Here is an 18,025-nt window from a genome sequence, read left to right as displayed (position 1 = left end):
CGCTGCTTGACGCACGGTGGACGAACGGTTGACGCACGGCGAGGGCGGGCCTAGTCAGATCGGGCGCCGGGGGAACAGCGGACAGCGGATCGCGCGGATTCATGGGCAACGTCTGGCAGGTCGTCGATGCGTACGGAGACGTCGGCTTCGTCCGCGCAGCCGGCGCGGTCCTGCCCGAGGGCGCGGAGCCGATCGAGCCGCACCTGGCCGCCCTCGAGGTGCCCGCGTGGTTCCCTTCGGAGGAGCCGGACCGCGAGCGCGTCGATCTCCTGAGCGAGCTGTGCGCCGCGGGCGCCGGCATCGTGTCGCTCGACGCGGCGCGCGAGCTCGACCTGCTCCGCGAGCGCGTCGCCGAGCTGCTCCGGACGGGGTGCATCCTCGCCTTCCGCGGCCCGCCGCCGCGCGCCCCCGAGGCGCGCAGGCCGCTCGAGGTGCCGCCGCCGGTGCAGCCGTCGCCGAAGGCGCCCGACATCGTCCATGCGCTGGTCGGCGTGATCCAGGTCGACTTCGCGGCGAACCACGCGGTGGAGCGGGACTCTCTCGGGAACTTCGCCTCCCCCGAGTGGCTGAGCACCCGGCAGGCAACGGATCAGTCGCCGGTCTGCTACGTCCGCGGCGCGCGTGTCCCGCTCGCCGTGGTGCTGCGCGTGCTCCGGCCGCCCACCGGGACCGAGTCCGTGCAGCTGCGCGGCCGCGCCATGGCCGGCGGCGTGACGCTCGAATGGACGTGCACGGTCAGCGTGTCGCCCGGGTCGGTCGACGTCTCCACGCCCTCGATGACGAGCAGCGCGCCGCTGCCGAACGTCGTCGCCTGCTACGATCCGCTGACGATCGCGTGGGAGGCGAACGCCGCCGGCACCGGCTGGGTCGGCGCGGGCACGACGGCGCACCTGGTCTACGCGGTGCTCGGCGCGCCGGCCGGCACGGTTTACTGGACGCTCGTCGACATCTCGTGCCGCGCGGCCCAGGGCGAGACGACCGAGGGGCGCGTCGTGTCCCAGAGCTTCGCGCCCTTCGCGACGCGGGCGCTCACGCGCAAGCGCGACGGCGTGGGCCTCACGTACTGGAACCCGAACACGACAACGTGCACGAACACCCGCCTGCTCCTCGCGAGCGCCGACGGCAGCGGGCAGTGCGGCTCGTGGGCCGAGTTCTTCATCGACATGCTCAAGGTCCACGGCATCACCAGCGCCGACAAGGTGGTGGTCGTCGTCACGGTGACGGCGTGGACCTCGGGATCCCAGGGGTTCCTCGTGAAGAACTGGCAGTGGAACGCGGCCACGCAGCCCGCCCCGTGGACCCACCGCATGTGGACCGACGTGGTCAACCTGCCGGGGATCCCCGGCCAGCGGAACCCCGAGCCCCCGCCCGCGTTCTTCAACCATTTCATCGTCGTGCACGGCGGCCAGCTCTACGACCCCTCGTATGGCGGCGGGCCGTTCGCCGACGCGGCCGCGTGGGAGACCGGCGCGATCGACGGGCTCTTCGCGGCCGCGCTCGCCGGCTATCCGAAATCGTCGAACCCGCAGGCCCTCGTGCAGCTGTGGAACATGCGCACGAGCGCCCGCATCTAGCGAGGCGCGGAGGTCGACCGGCATGCCCTCGCCCCTCTCGACCGCCGCGCCCCGCTCGACCAGCACCCCCAGGAGGCCGCGCCGCGGGCCTCCCGCGCCCGCGCTCCTCGTCTGTCTCGCCGCCGCCGCGTGTCGCCCCGCCCCCGGATCTGCGCCCATGAACGAAACGCCCCCTCCGCCTCTCGCGCTCTCTCCCGCCGCGCTGCCCGACGCCCCGCTCGCGGACACCCTGCGCCTCGTCGCGCTCGACGGGGCGCCCGTGCTGCTCGCGTCGTCGACGCACAGCGCGGCCCCGCCGCACCGCACCGACATCTGGGCCTTGCCGCTCGCGGGCCGCGGTCCGTCGGGCGCCGTCGCCACGATCCCGCAGCTCTTGCCCGCGCTGCCCCGCTGGGACGCCGCGGCGGCGGACGGCGGCGCGCTGTCGTTCGTGGTGGAGGTCGCCGGCGGCGCGGTGAACGCGCTGGTCCGGCTCGACGGCGCCTCCGGTGTCCGTACCTCGCTCACGGCGCACCGGCCGTTCGCGAGCTTCAGCGGGCCTCGGTTCGTGCGCGGCGCGGGCGCCGGCTCGCTCCCCGCGCCCTCCCCCGGCGTCCCGGGCGCCGTGTCCGCCGTCGTCGACAACGCGACGGCGGTCGTGCTGGAGGCCGCGGCGGCCGGCGGCGGCTCGGTGGACCACCCGATCGGCGAGTGCATCGATGTCGTGGTCCTCGCCGGGTCACCGGGCCCCACCGCGGTGTGCAAGCGCGTCGCCCCCGGCGCCTCGCGCGGCGGCGCGCTGCCCGGCACCGTGCGCGTCTCGGCCCGCGACGCGGCGTACGGCCCTGCCGGCGCCGAGGACGCGCCGTTCGGCGACCGCCGCGTCTTCGAGCTCGACGCCGACCGCGCGGGCGGCGGGCTCGTGATCGTCGCGACGTCCGCCGCCCATCTCCTCGTCGCGCACCGGCCGGCCCCGGGCGCCGCGTTCCGCGTGCTCCCCGTGGACGCTGGCGGCGCCGATCCAGCGACGTTCTCGGCGCCGTGTGTGCTGGTCACGGATCGCACCGTGACGCTCGCGGTGCTCTCGAAGGCGCGCACGCCCGACGCGCGCGCGCTCGTGGCCACGTGGCCGCTGGACCCGCCGCCCTGACGGGCGCCGCCGTCGTGGCCCCCTCCCCCATGCGCCGTCGCATCCTGTACATCGGTAATTTCGGCCCGTCGTTCTCGACCGAGAACCACGTCGGCGAGAGCCTGCGAGCGCTCGGCGTCGAGGTCGTCCAGGCCCAGGAGAACGCGTTCACCCTGGGCGAGCTCGACGGCATGGCGCGCGACGTCGATCTGCTGCTCTACACCCGCACCTGGGGCCTGCGCGGCGACGCGCTGCGCTGGATCACCCAGCTGCCCATCCCGACGGCCTCGTACCACCTCGACCTGTACGCCGGCCTCTCGCGCGGCCGCGATCTCCGGTTCGACCCGTTCTGGCGCACGCAGCACGTGTTCACGCCCGACGGCGGGAGCGAGGCGTTCTTCCGGGCGCAGGGGATACGCCACCATTACATCAAGCCCGGCGTGTACGGCGCCGAGTGTTATCTCGCGGAGGTCGATCCCGGCGTCGCGTCCGACGTCTGCTTCGTGGGCTCGTACGATTATCATCCGGAGTGGCCTTATCGGAGGCGGCTCGTGGATTTCCTGTCGGAGACGTACGGCCGCCGCTTCGTGAAGCACGGAGCGCCGGAGAGCTGCGTGCGCGGCGACGCCCTCAACCGCCTGTACGCGTCGGCGAAGGTCGTCGTGGGCGACAGCCTGTGTGTCGGCTTCGATCACCCGCATTACTGGTCCGATCGCATCTACGAGACGCTCGGCCGGGGAGGCTTCATGATCCACCCCTACATCTTCGGCCTGGAGGAGGAGTTCCGGGATCGCGAGCACGTGGTCTTCTATCCGTTCGGCGACTTCGCGGCCTTGCGGCGCCTCATCGACTATTATGTGAAGCACGACGACGAGCGCGAGGTGATCCGGCGGGCCGGGCACGCGCGCGTCAAGGCGAGCTTCACGTATGTGCACCGCATGCGCCAGATGCTCGGCATCCTCGGCGAGCACCACGCGGCGCTGAGGGGCTGGGTGTGACCCTGGCCTGGCGGAGGGCCCTCGCGGGGCCGCGGCTGGATCAGGCGACATCGAGCTGAGATACGGCTCCTGACAAATCCCTCACATTGCTGGCATTTTCAGGGGAATTAAACAGGGAGGCGGGGAGACGGGGAGATTCATGGGATTTTACTCCCCGTCTCCCCGCCTCCCTGTGAATTTTCCCGAAATTCGAGGGGATGCCTCAGATGCGGATCCACATCGTCACCAACATCGACAACGGCAAGGGGCTCGAGCGCGACTACCGCCTTCTCGGCAGCCTCCTGGAGAGCTGGGGTCATCGGGTCACCGGCCTTCACTTCCAGCACCCCGAGAGCGTGGGCAGCGTGGGGGGCGCCGATCTCGTCATCTTCCTCGAGGTCTACGAGCCGCGCCTCGCCGGGGGCGCGCCACGCCGCTGGCTGATCCCGAACGCCGAGTGGTGGCGGCCGGAGGCCCGGCCCGCGCTCGACGATTTCGAGCTCGTCCTGTGCAAGACCCGGGACGCGCTGTCGCACTTCGCCCCGCTCACGCCGCGGGCCCGCCACCTCGGCTTCTTCTCGGAGGACCGCTGGGACCCGGCCGTTCCTCGGGCGCGGCGCTTCCTGCACGTCCCTGGCGGCTCCGACGCGAAGGGCACGGACTCCGTGCTCCTGGCCTGGGAGCGCCACCGCATCCCGTATCCGCTGACGGTCGTGTCCTCGCTCGGCTGGCCGCTCAGACCGCGGAACGTCGAGTTCGCGGGGCGCGTCGACGAGCGGCGGCTTCGCTTTTATCAGAACGCCTCTCGATTCCACCTCTGTCCGTCTCGTTACGAGGGCTGGGGCCACGCGCTCCATGAGGGCCTGTCGGCCGGCGCCGCGGTCCTCGTGCCCGACACCGAGGCGATGAGCGAGATCGACGGCTGCGCGCTGCGCATGCCGGCCGCGCCGCACGGCGCGCAGGGCCTTGTGCGCACGCACGCGGTGGCTCCGGAGGACGTGCGCGACGCGGTCGAGCGCTCCATGGCGTTCACGGAGGCGGATCTCCGGCGCATCCAGGAAGCGGCGCGCGACGCGTACCTGACCGAGCGCGAGCGGTGCCTCGCCAGCTTGTGGGAGGTGCTCGGCGAGCGGCCGGCGCTGAGGGGCGGCTCCGCGGCAGGCGCGGGCCGCAGCGGCGCGTCCGCGGGTGATGCGACCGTCGGAGGCGGCGCTGCGGGCGATGCGGCCGGCACGCCCGGCTCGGCTGCGGAGGCTCACGCGACGGGCGCCGCTCCGCCGCGCATCGCCCTCGTGATCCCGTGCCACCCCTCGACCGCGCCCCTCCTGCGGCGCGCCGTGCTCGCGCTGCGCGCGCAGACCGCCGCCCCGTCGTCGTTCGAGGTCGTGGTGGTGTGCGACGGCGGCGACCCGGGCGGCGCGATCCGCGCCGCGGCAGAGCCGGGCTCTCAGCCCTTCCGGGTCGAGATCGTCGACAGCCCGCGCCCGCGCGGGCAGTTCCCGCACTGCAGCCATGCCAGGAACGCGGGCTTCCGCGCCGCCCTGGCGCCCTTGATCTGGTTTCTGGACGCCGATGTCCTGCTCCCGCCCGAGGCGGTCGAGCACGCGCTCTCGGAGCACGACGCGGCGCTCGCGCGCGGCGTGCCGGCCGTGCTCACGCCGGCGCTGGCCCGCGTCGCATTGCCGCCGGCCGCGTGGATCGAGCGCTCGGCCGCGTGGGCGGCCTCGGGTGCGGTCGAGGGGCTCGCCCCGCTCCTCGCGGCCACGCCGCTCGACGGCGGCGTGCCCGGCGCCGACGGCGATCGGCCCCGCCCCGGCGCCCCGTTCTCCGAGCCGCTCTGCGATGTGCGGGACGGGCTACCCATCGTCTGGCGAGGCCTTGTCGATGCGCTCGGCGGCTTCGACGAGTGGTTCATCGGCGGTGGCGCCGAGAAGGGAGCCTTCGTCGATCTGCTGGAGGGCGTGCGGCGCGCGGACCTCATCGACATGCGCCTGCTCACGAGCGTTCGCGCCCTGCGCCAGCCGCAGAAGGCCGCCACGGAGGCGTTTCAGGTCCACGTCCATCGAGGGCGGGAAGAGCGCGAGCGCCGCGCCCGGGAGATCGGGCATGGCGCGCGGTGGTGGCGGGCGCGGCTCGCCGCGATCCGGGCGGCGCTGTCGCCGGCCGTCATGGCGGCTGCCCCCGACGCGCCGGCGGCGGAGCGCCTGCCGGACTGCTCGCCCGACGCGATCGAGGCGCGCGCGCGGCTCGTGCGCGGCGTGAGGGCGGTCGCCGCCCCCGCCTTGCGCGGTCTGTACGGCGGCGTCGTCGTGGTCGGCGAGGCGGCCGAGCTGCTCGCGCGCGACGTGGCGCAGGTGTGCGGCCTCGCGGCCCGCGTGGCGAGCGTCACAGGGCTCGCCGCGCTGCCGGCGAACCGCGCCTGCGGGGTCATCCTCAGCGGTATCCTCGCCGGCGCGACGGAGGAAGAGAGGGCGCGCGTGCTGGACCAGGCCCGCCGCATCGTGAAGGCGACGGGGCCGCTCCTCATCGCGGAGATCGCGGGCGGCTCGGTGGAGCGCGGCGCAGGGACGGCGGGCGGCGATGCGGCGCTGACGGCCGCCGAGGTGCGGGTGCGCGTCGAGCGCGTCGGCGTGTGAGCCTCCCAGCGCTGCTCTTCCTCGGTTGCAGCTCGGGACTCGATCTGACAGCGCTGCGTCGCTGGCCGGAGCCCCGGCGCGCTCGAGCGCGTGCGGGGTTGCGCCCGAACCATCGGGGCGCGGCTTCGCGCAGGCGGATCGAAAGACATCGCGATCCCTTGGAACAATTCGCGCATTTTTCGTAAATTGTCCCACCCATGGACCCTCGCCTACCCAACGTCGCTCTCGACGAGATCGTCCTCTTCACGAGGGTCGTTCAGGGAGGCAGCTTCACGGCGGCGGCGACCGCCGTCGGGATGCCGAAGTCGACCGTGAGCCGGAAGATCTCCGATCTCGAGTCGCGCGTCGGCGCGCGGCTGCTCCAGCGGACCACGCGAACCTTGAGCCTCACGGACGTCGGTCGCGTCTACTACGAGCACTGCGTTCGCATCGTCGCCGCGCTCGAGGAGGCAGAGCTCGCGGTCTCGCAGCTCCAGTCGACGCCCCGGGGGCGCCTGCGGGTGACGGCCCCGCTCGCCTTCTCCGTTCTCGGGCCGATCTTCGCCGAATACCTGCGTCTTTTCCCTGATGTCCAGGTCGACCTGGTGTGCACCGATCGCAGGGTCGACGTCGTCGAGGAGCGCTTCGACCTCGCGCTGCGGGCCGGTACCACGCCGGACACGAGCCTCGTCGCCCGGCGTCTCGGCGCCGTGCGGCGTCGTCTGGTCGCTGCGCCCGAGGTCAAAAGGGCGCTCGGCGAGCCGAATGACATTGCCGAGCTCGCGGACCACCCGTGCATCGTGTTCGCACCGGAGGGAAGCTCCTGGGAGCTCAGGTCGGGGCCCAGGATCGCCGAGATCACGGTTCACCCGCGGCTCGTCGTCAACGACTACGAGATGCTTCGCTCGGTCGTTCGCGCGGGTTTCGGCGTCGCCCTCTTGCCGGAGTACCTGTGCGCGGAAGACCTCGCCGCGGGACGGCTCATGCCGGTGCTCGCGTCCTGGTCGGCGCCCGAAGTGCCCGTGTTCGCGCTTTATCCGAGCACACGGCACCTCTCGCCGAAGGTGGTGGCGTTCCTCGACCTGCTCCGCCAGCGCCTCGTGTTGTCCACCACGCCGAGCGTGGCCGCGAGCGTGTGACAAGATTGTTCCAATTATTGGAACAGTTCTTCCAGTTCTTGCACATTGTTCTATGAGCTCGGCATGTCTATTCCTCCTCGTGTCAGGAGAACGCAGCCATGACCACCACGAACACGATGCAGACGCGGACGAGCGCCACCCGAGCAGCACGGTCCGAGCTCCGAGAGATCGAGGGAATCTACCGGGCCCCTGACCTGCACTGGGTGGGCAACGGCTTTCGGGTCGCGGGGTTCTTTTCGGCGATTCCGGAGGCTGCGCGAAAGCTGAACCCGTTCCTGCTGCTGGATTATCACCCGACGTACGAGTACGCGCCGACGGCGAGGCCGCGGGGCGTCGGCGTGCATCCCCACCGAGGCTTCGAGACGGTCACGCTCGCCTGGCAAGGGAGCGTCGCGCACCACGACAGCGCGGGCGGCGGCGGCGTGATCGGTCCGGGCGACGTCCAATGGATGACGGCGGCGTCCGGAATCCTTCACAAGGAGGTTCACGAAGAGAGCTACGCGCGCCGCGGCGGCCCGTTCCAGATGGCGCAGCTATGGGTGAACCTGCCGAAGGCGCACAAGATGTCGCCGCCTCGGTATCAAAGCATCACCAGCGATCGGATGGGCATCGTGACGCTCCCCGAGAATGCGGGCTCCGTCCGGGTCGTCGCAGGCGAATACCAAGGCGTGAAGGGCCCCGCGCAGACCTTCACGAAGATCGATGTCCTCGACGTCCGCCTGAATGCGCGAGGCAGGGTCGATTTCACCTTCCCGGCGCGCCATAACCTGGGCCTGCTCGTCATGAAAGGCGACATTGCAATGAACGGGACGCACGCTGCGGCGCACGACCTCGCGGTGTTCGAGAACGCCGGCGAGCGCTTGCTCATCGAGGCCGAATCGGAGGCCCACCTGCTCGTCCTGAGCGGCGAGCCGATCGACGAACCCATCGTCCAGTACGGCCCGTTCGTCATGAACAGCGCGCAAGAGATCCAGCAGGCGTTCGCCGACTTCGCGAGCGGCAAGTTCGGCCACCTGGACGATTGAACGACTTCCACGCTCGGGCGTCGCCATACAGACGCATCACCCACGACGACAGAAGAGGAGACAGCCCATGATCAAGCCGTACGTTCGACTCGACAAGAACAACGCCGCCGTGTTGCTGGTCGATCATCAGGCGGGACTCTTGTCGCTCGTGCGCGACATCCAGCCGGACACGTTCAAGAACAACGTGCTCGCGCTCTCCGATCTCGCGAAGTACTTCAAGCTGCCGACGATCCTCACGACCAGCTTCGAGTCCGGCCCCAATGGCCCGCTCATGCCGGAGCTGAAAGAGCAGTTCCCGGACGCGCCGTACATCGCGCGCCCCGGCAACATCAACGCGTGGGACAACGAGGACTTCGTCAAAGCCGTCAAGGCCACGGGCAAACAGCAGCTCATCATCGCGGGCGTCGTGACCGAAGTCTGCGTGGCCTTCCCCGCGCTGTCGGCGATCGAGGAGGGTTTCCAGGTCTTCGTCGTCACGGACGCGTCCGGGACCTTCAACGAGATCACCCGGCACTCCGCCTGGGATCGCATGTCGCAAGCCGGCGCGCAGCTCATGACGTGGTTCGGCGTCGCCTGCGAGCTGCACCGCGATTGGCGCAACGACATCGAGGGATTGGCGACGCTGTTCTCGAGCCACATCCCCGACTATCGCAACCTCATCACCAGCTACAACGCGCTGACGAAGAAGTGACGGCGAGCGTCCTGCCCGTCCACCCTGCTGCCGTCGCGATGGCCTCCTTCCAGCAGGCCAGGTCACCGAGCCCGACCGCCGCGTGCCGCGTCCAGGCCGACGTTCTCCAGCCGCATTCGGCGGCGTCGCCTCGACGCGGAGCGCGTTCCTGCTCGACGCGGCCCGGACGCGCGGCTATCCATGCGCCATGGAACGCTCACCGCGCGTGCTCCGGTGTGGACTCGCCCTGATCAGCTCGCTCGCCCTCGCCTGTGTGTCGGGTTGTGGGAGGGATGTCGAGCGCACCGCGCCGGAGCACACGCCCGGCGCTGCTCAGGAAGGAAAGGCCATGTCGCTCTACGACTTCACCATGAAGACCATCGACGGACAGGACCGCTCCCTCGGTGATTACCGAGGCAAGGTGCTGCTCATGGTGAACACCGCATCGGAATGCGGCTATACGCCTCAGTACGCGGGGCTCGAGGAGCTCCATGATCGGCTCAAGGATCGCGGCTTCGCCGTCCTCGGCTTCCCGTCGAACGATTTCGGCGCGCAGGAGCCGGGAACCGACGCCGAGATCGCCGCCTTCTGCTCCACGAAGTACGGCGTCAGCTTCCCCATGTTCTCGAAGATCCCGGTCAAGGGGGGCAGCAAGCACCCCCTCTATGCCTTCCTCACGCAAGCCGCGCCTGCCGGTGAGGTGAAGTGGAACTTCACCAAGTTCCTGATCGGCAAGGACGGGTCGGTGATCGCGCGGTTCGAGTCGTCCGTGGCGCCGGACGACCCGAAGCTCACGCAGGCGATCGACAAGGCGCTCGGCGGGTGAGCAAGGCGGCGCCCGAGCCACCGGCCCGACGAGGCGGCCGTCAATTGCAGTCGAGGCACCTCCACTCGACCTGTCCAGACGCCGAGACCCCGAACCGCTGAGCGGTGTATTTCTCGATATCGATCAGGTACCCCGACGGCTGCGCGTTCCGCGTGCAGCACCCGCTGCAATCGGAGTCGGAGCACATGTCGTACACCTTGACGTCGATCTCCTTGCCATTCTTCCGAAGGCGCAGGGTCTTGAGCTTGTACCTCTCGAAATCCTTCGAGTGCACCGCGGCGATGTTGTTCTCTCTGACCCAGCTCTCCGGCTGCTTTCCGTCGAGCGCCGCGAACTGACCGGCCCACGTGCACCCGTTGTACTCGATGCACTCCTCGCTGCCGGGGTCGGGGTAAGACTCGAACTCCGTCAGGCTGGCCGTCTGCCACACCACGCCCGAGCCCCCGCTACCGCCGCCACCCGTGGTGCTGCCGCCGCCGGTCGCGCTGCTGCCGCCCGTGCCCGTGGTGCTGGCGCCGCCCGTGGTGCTGGCGCCGCCCGTGCCTGTCGTGCTGGCGCCGCCCGTCGTGCTGCCGTCCTCCCCCTCAGCGCCGGACACGTGGGATGGGTAGCACTGCCGCGTTGGGCTGTCGAGACGAGGAGGCCGGGATTTGCAGCCAGGCGCCGCGTGAGCCTTGGATACCCGCGACAGGGACCTTCACTCGTCACCCCCATCGCGTCGTCGCATGGAGGGGCTCAACCCACGTTCTCTGGTATGCAGCCTGCGCCGGCTGCATCGGATCGCTCAACAGATCTGCCGGTGTTTATTTTATATGGTCTCGTTGCACGCGCATCGTCCACCCATCGCCGGTTCGCCCCCAACCACCCGGGACACGCTGTGCATTCAGGGCTGAAGGCGCAGCCTGGCGGTGACGGGAAAGTGATCCGACGGATAGAGGCCGTCGCGGTGTTCGCGGATGATCCGGGCCATCAGCACCTCCGCGACCGGCGCCGGCTGAGCGAAGATGAAATCGATCTTCTCTCCGTCCTCGTCTCCGCTGAACGAGTGGAACGTGCCGACCGGCGCCTCGTCCGGGTAGAGGACGCGAAACGTGTCGACGAATCCCGGAGGGGCGGGCACCGGCGCGGCCCCTTCGCTCGCGCGCGTCGCCTCTCCCTTGACATAGAGGACGGCTGGATTGCGCTCGCCCGCGTTGAAGTCGCCCGTGAGAAACACCGGGTCGGCGTGGGCACGCTTCGCGATCCTGTCGGCGATGAGCTCGACGCCGCGCGCGCGCGATGGCTGGGATTCGTGGTCGAGGTGTGTGTTGAAGAGATAGAAGGCGCGGCGGGAGCTCTTTTCGACGAACCTCGCCCATGTACAGATCCGCACGACCGCGTTCCCGAAGCTCGTCGACCCAGGCACCTCCGGGGTGTCGGATAGCCAGAACGTGCCGCTCTCGTCCACATCGAATCGATCTGCGTTGTAGAGGATCGCCGAGTATTCACCCGCCTCGACGCCGTCGTCCCTGCCTACCCCGATCTCCGAGTGCGGGAGCGCGCCGCCGAGATCATCGAGCTGCGACCTGAGCGCCTCCTGAAGCCCGAGCACATCGGGGTGTGCGTCACGGATGACCTGATAGAGCATGTCGCGGCGATTCGGCCAAGCGTTGTCGCCGTCCGCGCGGTTTGCGTAACGGATGTTGAACGTCATCAGGTCGAGCTCCATCGGCGGCGCCGCGACGGCGCCGCCTACGCCGCCTACCCCGGCTATACCGCCTGTGCCGCCCGCTCCGCCTGCGCCGTCCGCGCCGCCCCGTCCACCCATACCGTCCCCGCTGCCTGTGCTGCCCGTTGCGCCGTGCTGCTCCCCACCGCCGGGCTCGCTGCTGCATCCGGCCAGAAAGAGGACTGCCCCCACGGCGAGGATCAGCGCTCCCTTCGATTTCGTCATTGTGCCCTCGTTGTACAACAACCCGTCCGCCAGCCTGCGACTTGCGCCGAAGGTGCGAACCAAAGCGCAAGCACCGGCGCTCCTGTCAAGCTTTGCCTATTCTGCAGGAAGCGCTCGCTCTCTTCAGCGATATCGGCTTGCCCGCGCACGCCGTCCGCACAGTCGCCACAGAGTTTTCTTGCTCTTGCCGTCGACCTTCACCGTGACTAGCGTGTCGACTTCGTCAGCACACACTTTGCGCTCGGCCGAGCCGAGCGACGGACGAAACCAGGGGGCCCGGCAATGATCGAATCACCACGCCTGCAGATGATCGACGGTCGCCACATTCCGCAGCTCGGGCTCGGGGTGTATCAATCGGCGCCCGGCGGAGAGACCGAGGGCGCCGTCCTCGAAGCGCTGCGCCTCGGCTATCGCCACGTCGACACCGCCCAGTACTATGGCAACGAGGCGGACGTCGGCAGCGCGTTGCGCAAGAGCGGCCTCGGGCGCGACGCGGTGTTCGTCACGACGAAGATCGCGAATTTCAACCAGGGGCGCGACACGACGCTGCGCTCGCTCGAGCGCTCGTTGAAGGAAGCCGCGTTCGACGCCTACGATCTCGTGTTGATCCACTTTCCCGTCACCGGCAAGCGCGGCGACACCTGGCGCGCGCTCGTCGACGCGCAGAAGCAAGGCCTCGCGAAATCGATCGGCGTCAGCAACTACACAGTGCGTCACCTCGAGGAGCTCCTCGGCGAGAGCGCGGTGGTGCCGGCGATCAACCAGGTCGAGCTCAGCCCGTTCCTCGGGCAGGCCGAGCTGCGCGCGTTCTGCGCAAAGCACCGGATCCTCGTGCAGGCGTACAGCCCGCTCACGCAGGGCGTGAAGCTCGGGCACAAAGACATCGTCTCCGCGGCGACAAAGGCCGGGCGCACACCAGCGCAAGTGATGCTGCGCTGGGCCGTGCAGCACGGCTTGATCGTTCTGCCGAAGTCGGTCACGCCCGCGCGTATCGCCGAGAACGGCGCGATCTTCGACTTCGCGCTCGACGCCGACACGATGCGCACGCTCGACGGGCTCGATGTCGGCTTCCGCGCGAGCTGGGACCCGACAGACGTCCCCTGATCCACACCGTCAGCGAAAGGCGCTCAGCGGAAGGCCGCATGGGAGCCGGCGTTCTTCAACGTGGTGCCGAGGGCAGAGATGCGGCGGCGTTCTCGTCTGGTTCGTGACGGATAGGCAAGCCCTCGCGCAACTGCGTGTGATGCAATTCCGAATGCGACCGGCTACCCTCCTGGGAAGGCGACGCCGGCCGCTCACGGACACGTCGTCGGGCGGACCACCGCATAGACGAAATCGTGAAACCCAGCCGCCGCGAACCCACCGCCCGGGAGTGATGTGATTCCATTGATCCGGCTCGGCGTGCCAACATCCCCTTCGTACTCCCAGCGCAGCTCCCCGGCGGTGTCGACGGAGAGCAGCCAGATCCGCTGCGTTCCTCCGTCCGTTCCCCGCGTCGCCCCGCCGAGGTGCAAGAGCCCCGTGCTCGGATCGTGCGAGATGGCGTGAAGCTCGGTGTCGAGCTCAGGGTGATAGGTCCTGGCCCAGATCACCGCTCCCTCGGCGTCCAGCAGGATGACATGACTCTGACCGAGGCTGATCGCGGCGATCGCGATACGGCCATCGGGCAGGGCCGCGATGTCTTGTGGCCACGCTCCGCCGACCTCCTCCAGCACACGGTCGAACACCGGCGCCGTCTGCTCGGTGCTGCGGACGACGCGCAGGTAACCGGCGTGCGCGGTCAGCTGAACCACGTCACCTCCCGGCAGCAGCGCGGCCCCGCCCCGACTCCAGGACTCCGTGATCGCGGACCCGGGAGCGATCGGCATGAACCGTTCGTGGACGATCTCGCCCGCGTCGTCTAGCCGCACCAGGCGCAGCCGAGGCGCCGCGCCCTGGGCCTCGCTGTCGTGGGTGGAGAGCACGTACCCCCCGGTCGGGTGCCGGAGCAGCTCGATGTCGACGTGCGCGCTGAAGGCCGATGGTCCGAGCCGCCGGCTCGCCAGCAGCTGACCGGCTCCGTCGAGCCGACCGAGCCACAACCCCGTGCGGGAGGGAGACGTCGAATCATCCACCTGGCCCGCGACCATGAGGCCCCCGTCCTCGGTCTTGGCGCCGGTCTTCAGAAATCCACCGGGCAGGGGGATCGAGCTCCACACGACGTGGCCCGCCTCGTCGAGCTCCGCAACCCCCCCGTTCGCTGGTGCTCCAACCGCGATGAGCCGTTCCCCATCGACCGGAAGAAGCCAGTCGGCGTCCATTCCCGAGGGCGCAAAGAACGATACCTCCGTGCCTTCAACGCAGCTCTCGGGCTCGCTATCGACAGGGGCCGGTGGCTCGACGTCCTCGGAGCCCGGTGGCTCGACGTCCTCGGAGCCCGGTGGCTCGACGTCCTCGGAGCCCGGTGGCTCGACATCCTCGGAGCCCGGTGGCTCGGCATCCACAGAGCCCGGTGGCTCGACATCCACAGAGCCCGGTGGCTCGACATCCACAGAGCCCGGTAGTTCGATCGTGACTTTGCCACAGCCCGCAATCATCGCGAGCGCGACGAGGGAACCCGCAGGGAAACCAGTGCGTCCCGAGTTGGTCTTCATGAAGCGCCTCCTGCAACCAGCGTGCCCTACATTCAAGGATGGCGTGAACCTCGATGACATCGAGCTGTTCTGAGCCAAAGCGCCCGGCGGGCGATCATGCCGGGCGCGCGAGCGGAGCGAGCCCCTCGTGGAGAGCTTCTATGCGGCGTCGCGAGGGGATTGCGCTCGGCGGGCCCGCCGGCGGCGCGCGCTGAGGAGCAGCGCGAGCCCGGCGGCGGCAGGCTGCCAGTCGGAGCCCGAGCCGGCCGCGCTGCAGCCGCTGCTGGAGGGCGGGGTCGTGGCGGGACTCACGTCGCTCGCGCCGGCGCTCCCCGCGCTCGTGACAGCTCCGCCGTTGCCGGTTCCGGCGCCCCCCTCGCCAGCATCAGCGCCTCCTGCGCCAGCGTTAGCGCCACCATTGCCGGCGCCAGCGCCTCCCGCGCCGGGGCCGCCATTGCCGGTGTCTCCAGCGCCGGCGCCTCCCTCGCCAGCATCGGCGCCGCCGTTGCCAGCGCCTCCTGCTCCAGCGCCAGCGCCGGCGCCGCCGTTGCCAGCACCGGCGCCTCCCTCGCCACCGCCGGCGCCGCCGTTGCCAGCACCGGCGCCTCCCTCGCCAGCGCCGGCGCCGCCGTCGCCTCCTGCTCCAGCGCCACCACTTCCAGCGCCACCACCTCCAGCGCCAGCGCCTCCTGCACCAGCGTTAGCGCCGCCATTGCCGGCGCCAGCGCCTCCAGCGCCACCGCCGGCGCCCCCCTCGCCAGCGCCAGCGCCTCCTGCACCAGCACCAGCGCCGCCGTTGCCGGCGCTAGCGCCTCCAGCGCCAGCGCCAGCGCCAGCGCCGGCGCCCCCCTCGCCACCGCCGGCACTTCCCTCTCCAGCACCGCACTCCGCGCTGCTCGATAGAGCTCCGGCGCACACCCCGGCGTCGCAGGAATCGCCGAGCGTGCACGCGTCGCCGTCGTCACACGGGACGCCGTGGGCAGGCGTGCACACCCCGTCCACCGTGCCCCCCGCCGCGATGGAGCAGGCGCTGCACTCACCATCGCTGCACGCCGACGCGCAGCACACGCCGTCCACGCAGATCCCGCTCGCGCATCGCGTGGCGGTCGAGCAGGGCGCGCCGTTCGTCAAGGGGTCGCTGGCATACACGACGGCGCTGCCCGTGCTGAGGCCCTCGCGCGTCGACCAGAGCCACGTGTACCCACCCGCCACGAGGACTCCGCCGTCATCGAGCGACGTGGCGGAGTGATAGCCTCGCGCAGCTGGGATATTGCCGCCCGGCGACCACGCGTCCGTGACCGGGTCGTAGAGCTGGACTCGATCGTAGGTGTCGTGGGCGTGCGCAAGATAGAGCGAACTGCAGATGGTCCCTCCCCAGGGGTCCGCATAGTAGATCGCCTCGATGCCTCCGCTGATCATGACCTGGCCGCCGGGGAGCCGCGCCGCCGCCTCGCCGAGCACGCCGAGCCCGGTCACGTAGGTCCCGTCATCCAACGAGCCCGTCGCGGGCGTGTCGCCCCACTTGCCCGGGGCCGCGGTCCAGGCGTCCACAGCAGGATCGTAGACCTCGGCGGCGCCTGCGAGGCCCGTGACCAGCACGCGTCCGTCGAGGAGCAGCGTCGCCGTCAGCCATGGAGTGCCGCCGCCGAGCGGCGCCGCGGCCGACCAGGCCGCTGTCGCCGGGTCGAAGATCTCGACGGCGCCCGCGGCCGCCCCGTGGGTGCCGCCCGTGACCAGCACGCGTCCATCGAGCAGCCGCGTGGCCTTGTGAGCGGCGCGGGCATTCCGCATGGAGGGTCCCGGGGCCCACGTGTCGGTCGCCGGGTCGTAGATCTCGGTGCTCTCCGTATCCGCTGACCCGACCCTTCCGCCGGTGAGGAGGACCCGCCCGTCGTCGAGCAGCGTGACCGTGGGTCTCGACCGCGACACCGATGGCGACGAGGCCGCTCGCCATGCATCGAGCGCGTCGTCGTAGAGCTCGGCGCTCGTGCCCCCGGCCTCTTCGCCGATGACCAGCACCCTCCCGTCCGCGAGGCGTGTCGCGGTGTGACCGCCGTTCACAGCAGCCATCGGCGCGGCCGCCAGGAACGCGCCCGTCGCGGGATCGTAGATCTCCGCGCTGCCGAGCGGCGTCGTCGAGAACATCGGATCGCAAATGATCCCCTCGTCCCAGCTCAGGAACCCCCCTGCGATGAGGACCCTGCCGTCGTCCAGCAAGGTCGCGGTGTGCTCGGCGCGCGGCGTGATCATCCTCCCGGTCGCCACCCACAGGGGGTCCACGAGCACGGCCTCCTCCGGCGGGGCGTCGACCCAGAGCGAGAGCGTCGAGCCCTCGGCGTCGAGGCGCGTCGAGACCCTCCGGCCCCCGCGCGCGAAGGCCGACGGCGCCGTCACGGCGAGGCGCGCGACGCCTGCCTCGTCGGCGAGCTCGATCGCCGCGCCGCGCCGCCGCAGCGTCGCGCCCTGAACGGACCACGCGGCGACCGGGGCGTCCGGCCGGAAGGTGCCCGGCCGGAGGAGGAGCCACTCTTCGTATCCCCCGTGCGCCGCCGTCCAGAAGGAGTACCCATCTTCGTGCGCATAGGCGACGGCATCTCCGCCGGCGACCTCACGCGCCCCGACGAGCCGCCCGGCGCCGAGCCCCCTGCGCTCGCGGACGCGCACGCGAAAGCCGTCCGGCAGCTCGATCCGGATCTCATCGCTCCCGTGCTCGGGCAGGTGGACGACGAGCCCCCGCGACGACGAGCCGCTGCCCGGCGCGGCCTCGCCGCGCGCCGCCGTCACGGAATAGCCGCGCTCGCCGCGCGCCAGGGCGCCGTCGGCGGCGAGCACCAGCCCGGCCTGCTCCGGGAAGAGGGCGCGCAGCTCGGCCTCGGCGGGGTCGAGTTCGTCCTGCATCTCGCTCGCGCAACCGGCGGAAAACACGGCGGTGAACGCCATGAGGCAGAGCCGGAGCGCGGTCGAGGTCGAGGGCCCCGCGCCGCGGCGGCGAGCCGGCGCGGCGCAGGGCCGCTGCAGCGCGCGCGCCTCGGGCTCGCGGGAGCGCGGCGGGCGCCGCGCACCGCCAGGTGACGGGCCGCCGGTGGGAGATGGAGACGGTCGCACGGCGGGCGTGGGGTCATCGAAGCGATGCATACGGCTGCTTCGATGCGCCCGCTCGGCCAGCATTCACGCCGGGCACGGGCTCGACGTCACGGCACGCTCCACGCGCGCGCCGGCCACGCGCTCGATCGCGGCGCGGCCCCACGCGCGCTCAGCCGCTGCACGCCGTGCGTGAGGCCGGCCCGCAGGTCGGTGTTGGTCACGATGGCGCTGAGGTCGAGTCCTGGCGCCACGGTGCGCCTGGTTGCCGACGCAAGGTATGTGGAATTCGCGGCCACCTATGGCCGGAAGGTGGAAACCGCCCTGGAGCAAACAGCGCCGATCTGAGGCGCCTCCGCACCCGTCCCCGATCGCTCCCGTGCCCGTCCCGATCGCTTCCGCGCCCGTCCCGATCGCTTCCGCGCCCGTCCCGATCGCTCCCGCGCCCGTCCCGATCGCTCCCGC

Annotated in this window: 14 protein-coding genes; 9 read left to right on the top strand and 5 right to left on the bottom strand. The window is 70.9% G+C overall.

All coding sequences use genetic code 11. The annotated features are described in order from the left end of the window. Positions 1 to 101 precede the first annotated feature (101 nt). The 8 genes from WMF12_RS43585 to WMF12_RS43550 all read left to right on the top strand — a co-directional run bounded on the left by WMF12_RS43585 (position 102) and on the right by WMF12_RS43550 (position 9,934). Positions 102 to 1,574, top strand: a complete 1,473-nt coding sequence (locus tag WMF12_RS43585; RefSeq protein WP_437854597.1) for a hypothetical protein — start codon at positions 102 to 104, stop codon at positions 1,572 to 1,574. Between the two features lie 157 nt (positions 1,575 to 1,731). Further along, positions 1,732 to 2,703, top strand: coding sequence for a hypothetical protein (locus WMF12_RS43580; RefSeq protein ID WP_437854596.1), 972 nt, complete (start codon positions 1,732 to 1,734; stop codon positions 2,701 to 2,703). Between the two features lie 29 nt (positions 2,704 to 2,732). Next, positions 2,733 to 3,680, top strand: coding sequence for a glycosyltransferase family protein (locus tag WMF12_RS43575; RefSeq protein WP_437854595.1), 948 nt, complete (start codon positions 2,733 to 2,735; stop codon positions 3,678 to 3,680). 206 nt (positions 3,681 to 3,886) lie between these two features. Then, positions 3,887 to 6,295, top strand: a complete 2,409-nt coding sequence (locus WMF12_RS43570) for a glycosyltransferase (protein ID WP_437854594.1) — start codon at positions 3,887 to 3,889, stop codon at positions 6,293 to 6,295. A gap of 197 nt (positions 6,296 to 6,492) precedes the next feature. Further along, positions 6,493 to 7,413 carry a LysR family transcriptional regulator gene (locus tag WMF12_RS43565; RefSeq protein WP_437854593.1) on the top strand — a complete coding sequence of 307 codons (921 nt, stop codon included), beginning with the start codon at positions 6,493 to 6,495 and terminating at the stop codon, positions 7,411 to 7,413. Between the two features lie 98 nt (positions 7,414 to 7,511). After that, on the top strand, positions 7,512 to 8,438 hold the full coding sequence (locus WMF12_RS43560; protein WP_437854592.1) for a pirin family protein: 927 nt from the start codon (positions 7,512 to 7,514) through the stop codon (positions 8,436 to 8,438). 67 nt (positions 8,439 to 8,505) lie between these two features. After that, positions 8,506 to 9,129, top strand: a complete 624-nt coding sequence (gene ycaC, locus WMF12_RS43555; RefSeq protein ID WP_437854591.1) for an isochorismate family cysteine hydrolase YcaC — start codon at positions 8,506 to 8,508, stop codon at positions 9,127 to 9,129. A gap of 328 nt (positions 9,130 to 9,457) precedes the next feature. Then, positions 9,458 to 9,934: a glutathione peroxidase gene (locus tag WMF12_RS43550; RefSeq protein WP_437873950.1), complete on the top strand. Its 477-nt coding sequence runs from the start codon at positions 9,458 to 9,460 to the stop codon at positions 9,932 to 9,934. Positions 9,935 to 9,974: 40 nt separating this feature from the next. On the opposite strand, the gene WMF12_RS43545 is transcribed toward WMF12_RS43550, so the two are convergent. After that, positions 9,975 to 10,532, bottom strand: a complete 558-nt coding sequence (locus tag WMF12_RS43545) for a hypothetical protein (RefSeq protein WP_437854590.1) — start codon at positions 10,530 to 10,532, stop codon at positions 9,975 to 9,977. 285 nt (positions 10,533 to 10,817) lie between these two features. Next, positions 10,818 to 11,867 (bottom strand): endonuclease/exonuclease/phosphatase family protein, encoded by a 1,050-nt coding sequence (locus WMF12_RS43540; protein WP_437854589.1) that lies wholly within the window; start codon positions 11,865 to 11,867, stop codon positions 10,818 to 10,820. 282 nt (positions 11,868 to 12,149) lie between these two features. Here WMF12_RS43540 and WMF12_RS43535 point away from each other — a divergent pair, with 282 nt between their 5' ends. After that, the gene (locus WMF12_RS43535; protein WP_437854588.1) at positions 12,150 to 12,971 is read left to right on the top strand and encodes an aldo/keto reductase; all 822 of its coding nucleotides are present in this window, start codon (positions 12,150 to 12,152) and stop codon (positions 12,969 to 12,971) included. Between the two features lie 191 nt (positions 12,972 to 13,162). Here WMF12_RS43535 and WMF12_RS43530 read toward each other — a convergent pair whose 3' ends face one another. From WMF12_RS43530 to WMF12_RS43520, 3 genes are all read right to left on the bottom strand, one after another. Beyond that, positions 13,163 to 14,350, bottom strand: a complete 1,188-nt coding sequence (locus WMF12_RS43530; protein WP_437854587.1) for a hypothetical protein — start codon at positions 14,348 to 14,350, stop codon at positions 13,163 to 13,165. 288 nt (positions 14,351 to 14,638) lie between these two features. Further along, positions 14,639 to 17,377: a Kelch repeat-containing protein gene (locus WMF12_RS43525; RefSeq protein WP_437854586.1), complete on the bottom strand. Its 2,739-nt coding sequence runs from the start codon at positions 17,375 to 17,377 to the stop codon at positions 14,639 to 14,641. A 293-nt stretch (positions 17,378 to 17,670) separates the two neighbouring features. Beyond that, positions 17,671 to 17,814, bottom strand: coding sequence for a hypothetical protein (locus WMF12_RS43520; RefSeq protein WP_437854585.1), 144 nt, complete (start codon positions 17,812 to 17,814; stop codon positions 17,671 to 17,673). Positions 17,815 to 18,025: the final 211 nt, after the last annotated feature.

This window comes from Sorangium sp. So ce363 (assembly GCF_051520435.1).
Classification (GTDB): Bacteria; Myxococcota_A; Polyangia; order Polyangiales; family Polyangiaceae; genus Sorangium; species Sorangium cellulosum_B.
Note: the sequence above shows the minus strand (reverse complement) of the source record. Positions and strands in the feature narration are given on the sequence as shown.

Bases quoted from the DNA above. Each gene is read 5' to 3' on its own strand.
- WMF12_RS43575 (WP_437854595.1), top strand. From the start codon at position 2,733: ATGCGCCGTCGCATCCTGTACATCGGTAATTTCGGCCCGTCGTTCTCG.
- ycaC (WP_437854591.1), top strand. From the start codon at position 8,506: ATGATCAAGCCGTACGTTCGACTCGACAAGAACAACGCCGCCGTGTTG.
- WMF12_RS43525 (WP_437854586.1), bottom strand. From the start codon at position 17,377: ATGCAGGACGAACTCGACCCCGCCGAGGCCGAGCTGCGCGCCCTCTTC.
- WMF12_RS43565 (WP_437854593.1), top strand. From the start codon at position 6,493: ATGGACCCTCGCCTACCCAACGTCGCTCTCGACGAGATCGTCCTCTTC.
- WMF12_RS43585 (WP_437854597.1), top strand. From the start codon at position 102: ATGGGCAACGTCTGGCAGGTCGTCGATGCGTACGGAGACGTCGGCTTC.
- WMF12_RS43540 (WP_437854589.1), bottom strand. From the start codon at position 11,867: ATGACGAAATCGAAGGGAGCGCTGATCCTCGCCGTGGGGGCAGTCCTC.
- WMF12_RS43560 (WP_437854592.1), top strand. From the start codon at position 7,512: ATGACCACCACGAACACGATGCAGACGCGGACGAGCGCCACCCGAGCA.
- WMF12_RS43535 (WP_437854588.1), top strand. From the start codon at position 12,150: ATGATCGAATCACCACGCCTGCAGATGATCGACGGTCGCCACATTCCG.
- WMF12_RS43570 (WP_437854594.1), top strand. From the start codon at position 3,887: ATGCGGATCCACATCGTCACCAACATCGACAACGGCAAGGGGCTCGAG.
- WMF12_RS43580 (WP_437854596.1), top strand. From the start codon at position 1,732: ATGAACGAAACGCCCCCTCCGCCTCTCGCGCTCTCTCCCGCCGCGCTG.
- WMF12_RS43550 (WP_437873950.1), top strand. From the start codon at position 9,458: ATGTCGCTCTACGACTTCACCATGAAGACCATCGACGGACAGGACCGC.